Genomic DNA, 12,995 nt, shown 5'->3' on the forward strand with positions numbered 1-12,995 from the left:
CATTTGACAAGTGCACGCTGTTGAGTTCTCAAGGATCGGATGCTCCCACGACCCAGTCATCACAACCAGGCCCGAAGGGCAACTTCTCTATCTTAGCCATCCCGTCCCGCTTGTCAAATCAGCGCGCCGTGCGGATCTTGGATCCGCTGCGCAGCCGGTGACAGCCGCAGATGGGGTGGATCTCCCATCCTAGACGCAGGCGTCTGTTCTCACAAGTGAGTGGATCGGGAGGTGGTTCTCCGCTTGAGGGGGGTGAAGCTCTTGGCTCCTCCGCTTCCCTGTGGGGCGAACAGGTAATAAGTTACGTGGGTTCCGGGCTTCTGGCAAATCGGGCCACCACCCCCGGGCGTGTCGTTGCCCACCCCGGCGCGGCTTTTCCCAGTCCAGCGGCGGTATTCCGTCCCGATCGGTGCCACGAGTACGATCGCAGCGTGAACGAGCCCATGAATCCCTCCCCCGCCACCGTGCTGCTGCAGAGGGTGTGGGCAGACCTCGGCATCGAGCCCGACGTCGCCGACATCGGCACCCCACCCCCGCGTCCCGTGCCTCTTCCGTCACGCCTGGCGACCGGAGATCTTGCGTGGGCGAGCGTGCGCGCCGTGTGCATGGCTTCCGGCATCCGCGCCCTTCCCGACCCCGACCGCATCGCCGTCGCCTATCGGAGTGATCGGGCTCTCACCATCGACGGTCTCCCACCGGATGTCTGGTCGCCGTACTCAGGGTTCTTCCGCGCATCCGACGGATGGATCCGCACCCACGGAAACTATCCGCACCACGCGAGGCGCCTCCGGACCGGGCTCGGCCTCGCGGCGGGCGACGACATCGACGATGTGCGCGCCACCATCCTCCCGTTGACGACCGCTGAAGCGGTCGATCGGATCGCGTCGGCGCGCGGACTCACCGTTCCCGTGCTTCCGGAGAACCCGAACCACGATGCGCGCCTGCGCGCTGCTCCCCTGCTCGAGGTCGAGCGGATGGGCCCGTCCCCTCGTGACGGACACCACGTGTCCGATGATCGAGATCGTCACGCGCCGCTCGCCGGGGTGCGGGTGCTCGACCTCACCCGGGTGATCGCCGGCCCCGTCTGCACCCGCACTCTCGCACTTCTGGGCGCTGACCTGCTTCGCCTCGACCCTCCGCATCTGGTCGAACCCGACTGGCAGCATTTCGATACCGGTCATGGCAAGAGATCTGCACTGCTCGACGCCGGCACCGATCGGTTCGAGGAACTGCTCGCAGCGGCCGACGTGCTGGTTCTGGGGTACCGCCCGGCATCCCTCGATCGGCTCGGTCTTTCGGCCTCGGCACTGCTCGAACGCCATCCGAACCTCGTGATCGCTCAACTCAGTGCGTGGGGCATCGACGAGCCGTCCCGCGCCGGATTCGACAGTCTGGTGCAGGCCGAGTCCGGTATCGCCATGATCGAGACCCTCGACGGGGACCGCCCCGGAGTTCTGCCTGCACAGGCTCTCGACCACAGTGCCGGGTATCTCCTCGCGACCGCAGTCCTCTCGCTGCGCGAACGTCAACGGCGTGAGGGCGGCGGCTGGGTGGTGCGCACCTCACTGCGTCGGGTCGCGGCCGAGCTTCTCGGAATGCCGCGGTCCTCCCAGCCGGAAGTGATGCGGGAGTCGGACCTCGCCGCCCACACCGCCGCATTCGAGGTCGGCGGGCAGAAGGTCACCACAGCCGCGTCGGTGCTTCCCGGCCTCGAGTTCGCAGCTCCCCATCGCTGGGGATCCGATCAGCCGCGTTGGTGAACGCGGCGAAACAGCGGCAGCGAGAGACAGAGCGCGAGCGTGAGTGCACCCCACAGCGCACACGCGGGCGGCAGCATCCGATAGGCCAGATGCTGATACGTGAACTGCTCGGTGAATGGTCCGTATGCCGCGTATCCCAGGAGCCAGGCAGTGATGAGCACCACGGGAAGCGACAGCCACCATGCGGCGCGGACCGCCCCTGGCATCACCCTTTCCACGCCTTCGCGAGCATCAGCACGGTGCAGCCGGCGGATGGCCCAGATGCCGATGATGAGCAACCCGATCACGCTCGATCCGTGCTGCAGCCACTTGTACCCGGTGAGCGGCCCCCACATGTCGCCAAGAGCTGGGAGCGCATCCACTCCCCATCGCCCTTCGTGCGTGAAGAGATCCCAGACGATGTGCGTCAGGACGCCCAGCACCAGCGACGCTGCGAGCCAGACCGGATAGAGCCGGTTCGGCGCCCCGACGCCGACAGCCGCTCTCGCAGCCCCGATGCCGGACTCCGACCAGCCGGCGGGCAGTCGCCGAGCCAGCCAGAGCGGCGACAGCTCGCCGACCGCCGGACGCAGCACCACTCGCCAGACCAGGAACAGCACGAAGGCGACCAGCGCGGTCCAGAGGACATTGCCGAACGTGTGGGTGAACGAGTACTGGAGGCCGATTCCCCGCAGGAACAGCGGAAGGTCCGGGGTCATGGCGCCGATCGCGATCGCTGCCGGCACGAGCGGGGTGCGGATGAAGGGCAGGGCGACCAGCGCGTGGCTCGGCGTGAACGGCATCGGCTCTCCTGACGAGCTGTGGCGATGAGATACGTGACGGCGGTCGCCCGAGATTCCTCGGACGACCGCCGTCATGCGATCAACGACGGATCCTCAGGCGAGGAAGATTCCGGCAAGAGTCTTCTTGCCACGACGAAGCACGGAGACCCCGCCGGGCAGAGTGCCCTGCACAGTGGCCGAGTCGTCCTCGACGCGTGCGCCGTCGAGCGACACCCCGCCTTGACTGATCGCGCGGCGCGCCTCGGACAGACTGGAGACCAGCCCGGTGGCGACGAGCGCATCCACGACCGGCGAACCGGCGTCGACTGTCGCGTGCGGGAGCTCTTCGAGGGCGGTGCGCAGCGTCGACGCGTCGAGAGCGGCCAGGTCACCCTGACCGAAGAGCGCTTCGGATGCCGCGATCACGGCGGCTGTCGCATCGATTCCGTGGACGGTCGCCACGACCTCGAGCGCGAGGCGCTTCTGCGCCGCACGACGGAACGGCTCGGACTCGACCAGAGCCTCGTACTCCTCGATCTCGGCGCGAGTCAGGAACGTGAACACCTTGAGCCGCTCGATCACGTCGGCGTCCGACGTGCTGAGCCAGAACTGGTACATCCGGTAGGGGCTGCACATCTCGGCATCGAGCCAGATCGCGTTGCCCTCGCTCTTGCCGAACTTGGTCCCATCGCTGTTGGTGATCAGCGGCGTGCCGATCGCGTGCGCGGACGCCCCCTCGGCGCGACGGATGAGGTCGGTGCCGCTGGTCAGGTTGCCCCACTGGTCGGAACCACCCGTCTGCAGGACGCAGTCGTACTGCCGGTACAGTTCGAGGAAGTCCATCCCCTGCAGGATCTGGTAGCTGAACTCGGTGTAGCTGATGCCCTCATCCGAGTTCAGACGCGCGGCGACAGCATCCTTCTTCAGCATCGTGCCGACACGGTAGTGCTTGCCGATCTCGCGCAGGAAGTCGATCGCCGACAGCGGCGCCGTCCAGTCGAGGTTGTTGACGATGCGTGCGGCGTTCTCGCCCTCGAAGCTCAGGTAGCGCTCGACCTGCGTCCGCAGGCGCCCCACCCACTCCTCCACCGTCTCGCGTGTGTTCAGCGTGCGCTCCGCCGTGGGCCGAGGGTCGCCGATCAGACCGGTGGAGCCGCCGACGAGGCCGAGCGGCTTGTGACCGGCGAGCTGGATGCGGCGCAGCGTCAGCAGCTGCACCAGGTTTCCGAGGTGCAGGCTGGCAGCTGTCGGGTCGAAACCGCAGTAATACGTGATCGGGTCCCCGGCGAGAAGGGCGCGCAGCGCCTCCTGGTCAGTGGACACGTGGACGAGGCCGCGCCACAGCAGTTCGTCCCACACGTTCTCGAACGTGGGGTCGATCGCCGGTGGGGCGGTCGTCAGAGCGGAATTCGACACGCGCCCCAGGCTATCAGCGGTCGGGGCACGTGAATCGCCGCTACCACGACCGATCAGCTGTGCGCCGCCCACCACACCAGGAAGGCTGCGCCCAGCCCGATGACCCAGCTCACGAGGCTGCCGACGAGGAAGTACTCGGCTCGCGCCCCGGTCTCGCCGTCGCGCGAGATCTCGGGGAAGCGGACGATTCCCTTGGCTGCCAGCATCGCGGCGAGAATCGGATACGCGGCGGCCAGGGTGAGGAGCATCACGAGGATTCGTTCGAGCGGACCGATCAGCCGGCCTCCCTTGAACCCGGCTCGGGGATCGCGTGCGGGCACGGCGTTGGCATCGCCCGCCGGGTCTGCCTGCTCTGCCGTCGCCGTCTCTGAAGCACCGACGCCGATCACTCCGGTCGCGCCCTCGTCCGCCTGAACGCCGGGGACGACCGGATGCGCGACCGGGGCGTCGGACGCAGCCGCCTGGGAGTCCGCGGTGTCGAGCACCGCGGGCCGTCGCAGCTCGGCGGGACGCCAGGTGTGTTCGCCGTCCAGCGCGGCACGGACCACGAGGTTCGCGGATTCCAGGAGGAACACCCCCGTGCCCACGGTGAGGATCGCGAGATCGAACGGTACCTCTCCGAACGGGGAGCGCACGCTCCACACGGAACCGATCAGACCGGCATCCGTGCGAGCACCCAACCACACGACCGATCCGATGCTCAGTACACCCAGCAGCACGGCGGGCCAGAACCCGAGTGGTGCGCGTCTTGCGGACGGCATGCACCACACCCACAGAGCTCCCACCCCGAGCCCGAGGATCATGGGCAGCAGCGCGTCGCTCACGCTGCCGAACAGAAGGAGGATCACCGCGACGGTGAGGTAGCCGATCCATCGATGCGGAGCGAACTGGCGGACGAGATCGGCTGAACCCACAGCCAGCAGGATGAATCCGGCGACGATCATGCGCCCGTCCCTCTCAGTGCGGCGACCCCTTCGATGAGGGCTGCGCTGCCGGCGTTTCGCAACGACTTCGAGACGCTGGGCTGCGATATGCCCTCTTCGGCCGCGAGGTCGTGCTGCGATCTGCCGATCAGGCGTCCGTAGGTCAGGCGGCGTTCACGCTCGTTCATCGACCCGACCAGCTCGTCGCGGACGAGGAGGTAGGCGTTCGATGCGGCGATCACGCTGTCCATGACCTCATCCTGCCCGGGAGCACCGACAATCCACGTGCGCGTGCGCGGCACGGTGCGACTCTCCCTCGCGTGCACGGTCTCGATCGCGGCGCGCGCCGCGTACCACCCCGGTCCGTCGGCGAGTTCGCCGTGCACGGAGTCGACCGAGCGCACGTCACCGATGCCGATCCCGAACCGGAAGGCGATACCGTCGGGAAGCGCGAGCTGGATCATGAGCAGCGAGACCATCGCGTCCGGGAGTTCGAGGTAGACGCCCTGCTGCTCATCCCCTACCGTGGGCGTCAGCGCATGATGCGCGAGGGGCAGCTGCTGCTCGACGCGAGCGATCGTGTCGTCGAGGATGCGCTGCGCCGCCGACCGATCGTCGAGCTGACGAGAGCCCACGATGTCGGCGAGTACGGCGATGACCATGTGATAACCGTATCACGAATACCTTTCATTTATGCCCTATTTGGTTATAGCATGGGAACATGCCTGAATCAGACATCATCCCCTGGGCCGAAGGCTCCTGGACCCACGAACCCGCTCACCTCGCCGTCGACGACGACCACCTGGACGCGACCGCCGTCGAAGGCAGCGACGCCTGGCGGCACACCGCCTACGGATTCGTGCACGACACCGAGCACGCGCTGCTCGCTCCCCTCGCGGTGGGCAAGGCGATGGACGTATCGTTCCGCGCGCCGTGGGACGGACAGTTCGACCAAGCCGGCGTCTTCGTGCGCATCGACGACGAGCACTGGATCAAGGCCGGCGTCGAGTACGCCGATGGACACCTGGGGCTCGGGGCCGTCGTCACCGACGTCCGCTCGGACTGGTCGGTCGGCTACGTCGACGAATGGCACGGCAGCGAGATCACGGTCCGCGTGAGCCGCTGGTCGGACGCCGTGATCGTGCGTGCACGCGCGGGCGAGGGCGAATGGCGCCTGGTGCGGGTGGCACCGTTCGACGGCACGGCGACAGCATCCGCCGGCCCGTTCCTCGCGGGCCCCACCCGCTCCGGACTCGTCGTCCGCTTCACCCGCTGGACGCGCTCGGCTGCAGACGTCGCACTGCACTGAGCGCCACGGACGCCCACCCACGGAGCGAACGCTCCACAAAGCGCTGAACGGCCCGCGGACACTCTCGACGAGAGCTCTGCGGGCCGTTCTGCGATCATGCCGATCGCCGCGCTTCGGATGCCGTCGGCTAGAGACCCAGAGCGTGCGCGGCGGCCTGTGCTCTCGCGACCAGTTCTGCACGCTGCTCGGCGACCCGGACAGGAGCCGTTCCGCCGACACCCGTGCGCGAGGCCACGGATCCTTCGATCGTCAGCACCTCGCGCACCTCGGGCGCCAGATGGGGCGACACCGAGATCAGCAGCTCATCGGAGGCGTCTTCGAGGCCGATGCCCTGCTCTTCGCAGGCACGCACCAGCGCGCCGGAGATCTCGTGGGCGTCACGGAACGGCACGCGGCGCTTCACGAGCCACTCGGCGACGTCGGTCGCGAGCGAGAAGCCCTGGGGCGCAAGAGCGGCCATGCGCTCGGTGTCGAAGCGCAGCGTCGCGATCATCCCCGCGAAAGCAGGGAGCACGACCTCGAGGGTCTGCACCGAGTCGAAGACCGGCTCCTTGTCCTCCTGCAGATCGCGGTTGTATGCGAGCGGAAGTCCCTTGAGCGTCGCCATCAGCCCCGACAGGTTGCCGATCAGGCGCCCCGACTTGCCGCGAGCGAGCTCCGCGATGTCGGGGTTCTTCTTCTGCGGCATGATGCTCGAGCCGGTCGAGTACCCGTCATGCAGGGTGACGAAGCCGAACTCGCGAGTGTTCCAGAGGATGATCTCCTCGCTCAGACGCGAGATGTCGACCCCGGTCATCGCCGTGATGAACGCGAATTCGGCGACGACGTCACGCGCCGAGGTCCCGTCGAGCGAATTCTCGGCCGGGCGGTCGAGTCCGAGCTCCGACGCGACCAGCGCGGGATCGAGGCCGAGCGTCGAGCCCGCGAGCGCCCCCCCGCCGTAGGGTGACACACCGGCGCGACGACGCCAGTCGACGAGGCGCTCGAGCTCGCGCACGAGCGGCCAGCCGTGGGCCTGCAGGTGATGTGCGAGGAGCACCGGCTGCGCGTGCTGCAGGTGCGTGCGTCCGGGCAGGATCGCGTCGGGGTGAGCCTCCGCCTGTGCGACGAGGGCGTCGATGACGCGCAGGAGGTCTCGCGCGATCACCCGGGCATGGTCGATCAGGTACATCCGCACGAGTGTGGCGATCTGATCGTTGCGGCTGCGGCCGGCACGAAGACGTCCGCCGAGCTCGGGCCCGAGCTCGGCGATCAGAGCCTGCTCGAGAGCTCCGTGCACGTCCTCATCCGAGGGGATGGGCTGCAGCGTGCCGTCGGCGACCTTGCGCGCCACGGCATCGAGCCCCTCGTGCATCTTCGCCGCCTCGTCGGGCTCGAGGTATCCGGCGGCCGCGAGCGCCGTCGCGTGGGCGTGGGATCCGGCGATGTCGTACGGTGCGAGCACCCAGTCGAAGTGCGTCGAGCGGCTGAGCTCGACCAGCTCGGGCGAGGGTCCGCTCGCGAAGCGAGCACCCCACAGTGCACCTTCGTTCGTGCCTTCGTTCTTCGAGTCGGCCATCATGCGTCCTTCTTGTCGAGCAGCCACACGAGGAGTGCCTTCTGCGCGTGGAGACGGTTCTCCGCCTCATCCCAGACGACGCTCTGCGGTCCGTCGATGACTTCGGAGTCGACCTCGTACCCTCGGTCGGCGGGGAGGCAATGGATGAAGATGGCCTCGGAGTCGGCGATCTCCATCGTCTCGGGCGTCACCTTGTAGCCACCGAGATCACGAATGCGTGCGAGCTTCTCCTCTTCCTTGCCCATCGACACCCAGGTGTCGGTGACCACGACGTCCGCCCCGGCCGCGGCTTCGACGGCGTCGGTGTAGAGAGTGATGGACCCACCGGTCTCGGCCGCACGGCGGTCGGCGGCCTCGACGACGTCCGCGCGCGGCGCGTAGTCGGCGGGCGAGGCGATGCGCACGTGCATGCCCGCCGTCACACCCGCCAGCGCGTAGGAGTGAGCCATGTTGCTCTGGCCGTCCCCGAAGAAGGTCAGCGTGAGGCCCTTCAGGTCTCCCTTGTGCTCGCGGATCGTGAGCAGGTCGGCGAGCAGCTGACACGGGTGGAAGTCGTCGGAGAGCGCGTTGACGACGGGCACCGTGGTGCCGGCGGCCATCTCCTCGAGACCTGCCTGCGCGTACGTGCGCCAGACGATCGCCGCGACCTGACGCTCGAGCACCCGCGCGGTGTCGGACGGAGTCTCCTTGCCGCCCAGCTGACTGCTCGCGGTCGAGATGATCAGGGGCGAGCCTCCGAGGTCGGCGATGCCCACCGCGAAGGAGACCCGTGTGCGGGTCGACGACTTGTCGAAGATCACTGCGACCGTCTGCGGGCCGGCGAGGGCCTTGTTCGCCCAGCGGTCCTTCTTCAGCTCGATGGCGAGATCGAGGATCTCCGCCTGCTCTGCGGGGGTCAGATCGTCGTCACGCAGCAGGTGGCGGGTCATGCGAGGGCCTTTCCGGATTCGGTGAGGGATGCCTGGACGTCGGCGAGCGACGCGGCGAAGAGCTCACGGAACTCGGCGAGTTCGGCGTCTCCGATGGTGAGTGCCGGCGCGATGCGCACGGTCTCGGGGTTGGCTGCGTTGACGATGAGACCGCGCTCCTGAGCAGCGGCGACCACGTCGTTCGCGACGGGGGCGCCGAGCGCCACTCCGATCAGGAGCCCTCGACCACGGATTCCCGTGACGAGAGGCGAACCGATCCCGGAGATGATCTCGCGGATCTCGTCGCCACGGCGGGCGGCGTTGTCGACGAGCCCCGCGCTCTCGATCTCCGAGAGCACTGCGTCGGCGACAGCGGTCGCGAGCGGGTTGCCCCCGAAGGTGGAACCGTGCGACCCCGGTGTGAAGAGCGAGCTCGCGGCGCCGTACGTGACGAGCGCGCCGATCGGGAAGCCGCCGCCGATGCCCTTCGCGAGCGTGATGGCGTCGGGGGTGATGCCCTCGTGGCTGAAACCGAACCAGGCGCCCGTGCGCCCTGCACCGGTCTGGATCTCATCGACGATGAGCAGCGCCCCGTGCTTCAGCGTGAGAGAGCGAGCGGCCTGCAGGTATCCGTCCGGCAGCTCGACCACACCGGCCTCACCCTGGATCGGCTCGACGATGACGGCTGCGACGCGGTCGTCGATCGCGTCCTCGAGCGCCTCTATCGTCGCGGGGATGTGCTCGACGCCCCCGGGCATCGGCTCGAAAGGCGCGCGCATCGACGCCTTCGCTGTGAGCGCGAGCGACCCCATGGTGCGTCCGTGGAAGCCGTTCTCGAGAGCGATGATGCGCGGCTTCTCGGTTCCGCCATGCAGACGGGCGAGCTTGAACGCGGCCTCGTTCGCCTCGGCGCCCGAGTTCGAGAAGAACACCCGACCGTCGATACCGGCGCCGGCGAGGCGCTTGAGCCGAGCGGCGAGCGCGAGCTGCGAGGGCGTGGCGAAGTAGTTGGACACGTGCGCGAGAGTCGCCGCCTGCTTCGAGACCGCCTCGACGAACACCGGATGCGCGTGACCGAGCGAGGTCACGGCGATGCCGGCGAGGAAGTCGAGGTGACGCTTGCCCTCGGAGTCCCAGAGATACGAGCCCTCACCGCGGGTGAGCATGGCCAGTCGAGGCCCTGCGTTGAGGACCAGATCGCTCGCTGCGTCATCCTGCCAGTTGCTCATGCCTTCACTCCTGCGCTTCCCATGACCACTTCTGTTCCGATTCCCTTGCTGGTGAAGAGTTCGACGAGCACCGAGTGCGGCACGCGTCCGTCGATGATCGCGGCGGCATCGACGCCGCCCTCGATAGCGTCCAGGCAGGCCTTCATCTTCGGGATCATGCCTGACTCGAGGGTCGGCAGCATCTCGATGAGAGCGTCCGAGGTGAGGTGCGACACGAGAGAGTCGCGGTTGGGCCAGTCTGCGTAGAGGCCTGGTACGTCCGTGAGGATGACGAGCTTGCGAGCGTTGAGCGCCACCGCGAGGGCGGCCGCCGCAGCATCCGCGTTCACGTTGAGCGACTGGCCGGGATGATCGAGGTCGGGCGCGATGCTCGACACGACGGGCACGCGTCCCGCCGCGAGGTGATCGAGCACGGGCGTCGGGTCGACCTCCACGACGTCGCCGACACGACCGAGATCGATCTCCTCGCCGTCGATCACGACACCGCGACGGCGCCCGCCGAACAGCCCCGCGTCTTCACCGCTGAGCCCGGTCGCGATCGGACCGTGCGAGTTGATCTTGGAAACGAGCTGCGGGTTCACCTGACCGGTGAGCACCATGCGCACCACGCTGATCGCCTCGGTGTTGGTGACGCGGTAGCCGCCCTTGAACTCGCTCGGGATCTCGAGGCGCTGCAGCATGTCGGAGATCTGCGGTCCGCCTCCATGCACGACGACCGGCAGCACGCCGACGTAACGCAGGTAGGCGATGTCCTGTGCGAAGGCCTCCTGGAGCTCGTCCGAGACCATCGCATTGCCGCCGTACTTGACGACGACGATCTGATCGCGGAACTTCTTCAGCCACGGGAGCGACTCGATGAGCGTCGCGGCCTTGACGGCGGCGACGTCAGGCGTGGTGTCCTGGATATCGGTCATGAGGCGTAGGCGCTGTTCTCGTGCACGTAGTCGTGGGTCAGATCGTTGGTGAGGATCGTCGCAGTGGCCTCGCCGACCTTGAGGTCGATCACGAGGTGCGTGGCGCGAGGGGTGAGGTCGACCTCTTCTCGCGGACGGTCAGGGCCGCCCTCGCTGCACACGCGCACTCCGTTCATCCAGACATCCACGTCGTACGGGTCGAACTGGGCGCTCGTGGTGCCGATCGCGGCGAGCACGCGCCCCCAATTCGGGTCGTTGCCGAAGATGGCGGCCTTGAAGAGGTTGTTGCGAGCGACCGAGCGACCGACCTCGACGGCCTCGCCCTCGGTGGCGGCGTGCCGCACCTCGATGGTGATGTCGTGGCTCGCGCCCTCGGCGTCGCCCTGCAGTTTGACCGCGAGCTCGAGGCAGAGCTCGGCGAGGGCCGCCGAGAAGTGCTTGAGGTCGGGAGTCACCCCGGAGGCGCCGTTGGCGAGCAGCGTGACCTGGTCGTTGGTCGACATGCAGCCGTCGGAGTCGAGCCGATCGAAGGTCGTGCCCGTCGCGAACCGCAGTGCGGCGTCGGCCTCGAGAGGCTCGAGCACGGCATCCGTCGTGATGACCACGAGCATCGTCGCAAGGCCCGGTGCGAGCATGCCCGCGCCCTTCGCCATGCCGCCGATGGTCCAGCCGTCCCTGCTCACGACGGCGGTCTTCGAGACGCTGTCGGTGGTCATGATGGCCTCAGCCGCGACCTCGCCACCGTCGGCCGACAGCTCGGCGATCGCCTGCTCGGTGCCCGCGAGCACCTTGCCGCGGAAGACCTCGTCGCCCACGCCGATCAGGCCCGTCGAGCAGATGAGCACGTCGCCGGCGCTGACGCCGAGCAGCTCGGCCGCCTTCTCGGCGGTCTGGTGCGTCGTCTGGAAGCCGAAGCTGCCGGTGAAGCAGTTCGCTCCCCCGGAGTTGAGCACGACGGCCTCTACGACACGGTCCGCCACCGCCTGCTGCGACCAGATGATCGGGTTGGCCTTGGCACGGTTGCTCGTGAACACGGCGGCGCCGACCTTGCGCGGGCCGCGGTTGACGACCACGGCGACATCGGGCTTGCCGGTCGACTTGAGGCCGGCGGCGACTCCGGCCGCCTCGAATCCTGCGGGGGCGGTGACGCTCACGGTGCGACTCCGTTCGCTGAGAGGGCGCGGGACTCGGGAAGTCCCAGCGCGAGGTTCATGGACTGGATGGCAGCGCCTGCGGTGCCCTTGACGAGGTTGTCGACGGCGGTGACCACGGTCACGCGGTTCGCGGCACGATCGATCGCGAGACCGATCAGCGCGGTGTTGGCGCCGAGGACATCTGCCGTGCGCGGGAACTGACCGGCGGGCAGCAGCTGCACGAACGTCTCGTCACCGTAGGCGTTCTCCCACGCAGCCCGGATCTCCGCGTCGCTGACGCCATCGACGATCGGTGCGGTCGAGGTGGCGAGGATTCCCCGCGACATCGGAACGAGCACAGGGGTGAAGGAGATGCGGATGCCGTCGGGGGCTGCACCGGATGCCGCGGCGAGCGCCTGGCGGATCTCGGGGATGTGCCGGTGGGTGCCGCCGACCGCATAGGGGTTTGCACTGCCGAGGATCTCGCTCGCGAGCAGGTTGGTCTTCAGGCTCTTCCCCGCACCAGAGGGACCGACGGCGAGCACCGACACGATGTCTCCCGGGTCGATCACACCTGCGGCGACGCCCGGCGCGAGGCTCAGACTCACGGTCGAGGCGTTGCAGCCGGGCGCGGCGATCCGCTTCGCATCGCGCAGCGTCTCGCGCTGCTTGACACCGCCGACGAGGAGCTCGGGGACACCATAGGCCCAGGGCTCGTGGAAGTCACCGCCGTAGAAGGCATCCCACGAGTCCTGCGACGTGAGTCGGTGGTCCGCTCCCGCATCGATCACGAGCGGGGTGTCGCCGAGCGCGTCCGTGTACTGCCCGGACTGTCCGTGCGGCAGGGCGAGGAACACGATGTCATGCCCGGCGAGTGTCTCGGGTGTGGTGTCCTGCAGGGTGAGGTGCGCGAGCGACCGCAGGTGCGGCTGATGCTGCACGAGCGGCTGGCCGGCGTTCGAGTGAGCCGTCACGGTGCGGATCTCGATGTCGGGATGAGACGCGAGGAGGCGCAGGATCTCGCCGCCCGCATAGCCGGATGCGCCGGAGACGGCGACGGAGTACGTCATGCTTCTACCTTAAC

12 protein-coding genes are annotated in these 12,995 nt (G+C 68.1%); 2 read left to right on the plus strand and 10 right to left on the minus strand.

Features of this window, described 5'->3' with window-relative positions; all coding sequences use genetic code 11:
• Positions 1–431: 431 nt before the first annotated feature.
• A complete protein-coding gene (locus ACIP5T_RS14450; RefSeq protein WP_400864813.1) occupies positions 432–1,760 on the plus strand; it encodes a CoA transferase in 1,329 nt (442 codons plus the stop codon).
• Here ACIP5T_RS14450 and ACIP5T_RS14455 read toward each other — a convergent pair.
• The 4 genes from ACIP5T_RS14455 to ACIP5T_RS14470 all read right to left on the minus strand — a co-directional run bounded on the left by ACIP5T_RS14455 (position 1,745) and on the right by ACIP5T_RS14470 (position 5,522).
• Complete coding sequence (locus tag ACIP5T_RS14455; protein WP_400864816.1) at positions 1,745–2,542, minus strand: DUF4184 family protein; 798 nt, start codon at positions 2,540–2,542, stop codon at positions 1,745–1,747. The genes ACIP5T_RS14450 and ACIP5T_RS14455 overlap by 16 nt on opposite strands.
• A 93-nt stretch (positions 2,543–2,635) precedes the next feature.
• A complete protein-coding gene (gene tyrS, locus ACIP5T_RS14460) occupies positions 2,636–3,937 on the minus strand; it encodes a tyrosine--tRNA ligase (protein WP_400864819.1) in 1,302 nt (433 codons plus the stop codon).
• A gap of 53 nt (positions 3,938–3,990) precedes the next feature.
• Positions 3,991–4,881, minus strand: coding sequence for a hypothetical protein (locus ACIP5T_RS14465; RefSeq protein WP_400864822.1), 891 nt, complete (start codon positions 4,879–4,881; stop codon positions 3,991–3,993).
• Positions 4,878–5,522 (minus strand): SatD family protein, encoded by a 645-nt coding sequence (locus ACIP5T_RS14470; RefSeq protein WP_400864825.1) that lies wholly within the window; start codon positions 5,520–5,522, stop codon positions 4,878–4,880. Before ACIP5T_RS14470 ends, ACIP5T_RS14465 begins: the two co-directional genes overlap by 4 nt.
• Positions 5,523–5,581: 59 nt before the next feature.
• Between ACIP5T_RS14470 and ACIP5T_RS14475 the strand changes: the two genes are divergently transcribed.
• Entirely contained in the window at positions 5,582–6,169 is a 588-nt protein-coding gene (locus ACIP5T_RS14475; RefSeq protein ID WP_400864828.1) for a DUF1349 domain-containing protein, read from the plus strand.
• 127 nt (positions 6,170–6,296) lie between these two features.
• Here ACIP5T_RS14475 and argH read toward each other — a convergent pair whose 3' ends face one another.
• From argH to argC, 6 genes are read right to left on the minus strand one after another with little or no spacing between them, the layout of a single operon-like run.
• The gene (gene argH, locus ACIP5T_RS14480) at positions 6,297–7,727 is read right to left on the minus strand and encodes an argininosuccinate lyase (RefSeq protein ID WP_400866970.1); all 1,431 of its coding nucleotides are present in this window, start codon (positions 7,725–7,727) and stop codon (positions 6,297–6,299) included.
• Positions 7,727–8,656, minus strand: coding sequence for an ornithine carbamoyltransferase (argF, locus tag ACIP5T_RS14485; protein ID WP_400864831.1), 930 nt, complete (start codon positions 8,654–8,656; stop codon positions 7,727–7,729). The genes argH and argF overlap by 1 nt, the downstream gene beginning before the upstream one ends.
• Positions 8,653–9,864 carry an acetylornithine transaminase gene (locus ACIP5T_RS14490; RefSeq protein WP_400864834.1) on the minus strand — a complete coding sequence of 404 codons (1,212 nt, stop codon included), beginning with the start codon at positions 9,862–9,864 and terminating at the stop codon, positions 8,653–8,655. The genes argF and ACIP5T_RS14490 overlap by 4 nt, the downstream gene beginning before the upstream one ends.
• Complete coding sequence (gene argB, locus ACIP5T_RS14495; protein ID WP_400864837.1) at positions 9,861–10,778, minus strand: acetylglutamate kinase; 918 nt, start codon at positions 10,776–10,778, stop codon at positions 9,861–9,863. Before argB ends, ACIP5T_RS14490 begins: the two co-directional genes overlap by 4 nt.
• Positions 10,775–11,932 carry a bifunctional glutamate N-acetyltransferase/amino-acid acetyltransferase ArgJ gene (gene argJ / locus ACIP5T_RS14500; RefSeq protein WP_400864840.1) on the minus strand — a complete coding sequence of 386 codons (1,158 nt, stop codon included), beginning with the start codon at positions 11,930–11,932 and terminating at the stop codon, positions 10,775–10,777. The genes argB and argJ overlap by 4 nt, the downstream gene beginning before the upstream one ends.
• Positions 11,929–12,981, minus strand: a complete 1,053-nt coding sequence (gene argC, locus ACIP5T_RS14505; protein ID WP_400864843.1) for an N-acetyl-gamma-glutamyl-phosphate reductase — start codon at positions 12,979–12,981, stop codon at positions 11,929–11,931. The genes argJ and argC overlap by 4 nt, the downstream gene beginning before the upstream one ends.
• Between the last annotated feature and the right edge of the window lie 14 nt (positions 12,982–12,995).

This window comes from Microbacterium sp. NPDC088619 (assembly GCF_044752825.1).
In the GTDB taxonomy this organism is placed as follows: domain Bacteria; phylum Actinomycetota; class Actinomycetes; order Actinomycetales; family Microbacteriaceae; genus Microbacterium.

Bases quoted from the DNA above. Each gene is read 5' to 3' on its own strand.
- ACIP5T_RS14455 (WP_400864816.1), bottom strand. From the start codon at position 2,542: ATGCCGTTCACGCCGAGCCACGCGCTGGTCGCCCTGCCCTTCATCCGC.
- ACIP5T_RS14465 (WP_400864822.1), bottom strand. From the start codon at position 4,881: ATGATCGTCGCCGGATTCATCCTGCTGGCTGTGGGTTCAGCCGATCTC.
- ACIP5T_RS14470 (WP_400864825.1), bottom strand. From the start codon at position 5,522: ATGGTCATCGCCGTACTCGCCGACATCGTGGGCTCTCGTCAGCTCGAC.
- ACIP5T_RS14475 (WP_400864828.1), top strand. From the start codon at position 5,582: ATGCCTGAATCAGACATCATCCCCTGGGCCGAAGGCTCCTGGACCCAC.
- argH (WP_400866970.1), bottom strand. From the start codon at position 7,727: ATGGCCGACTCGAAGAACGAAGGCACGAACGAAGGTGCACTGTGGGGT.
- argF (WP_400864831.1), bottom strand. From the start codon at position 8,656: ATGACCCGCCACCTGCTGCGTGACGACGATCTGACCCCCGCAGAGCAG.
- ACIP5T_RS14490 (WP_400864834.1), bottom strand. From the start codon at position 9,864: ATGAGCAACTGGCAGGATGACGCAGCGAGCGATCTGGTCCTCAACGCA.
- argB (WP_400864837.1), bottom strand. From the start codon at position 10,778: ATGACCGATATCCAGGACACCACGCCTGACGTCGCCGCCGTCAAGGCC.
- argC (WP_400864843.1), bottom strand. From the start codon at position 12,981: ATGACGTACTCCGTCGCCGTCTCCGGCGCATCCGGCTATGCGGGCGGC.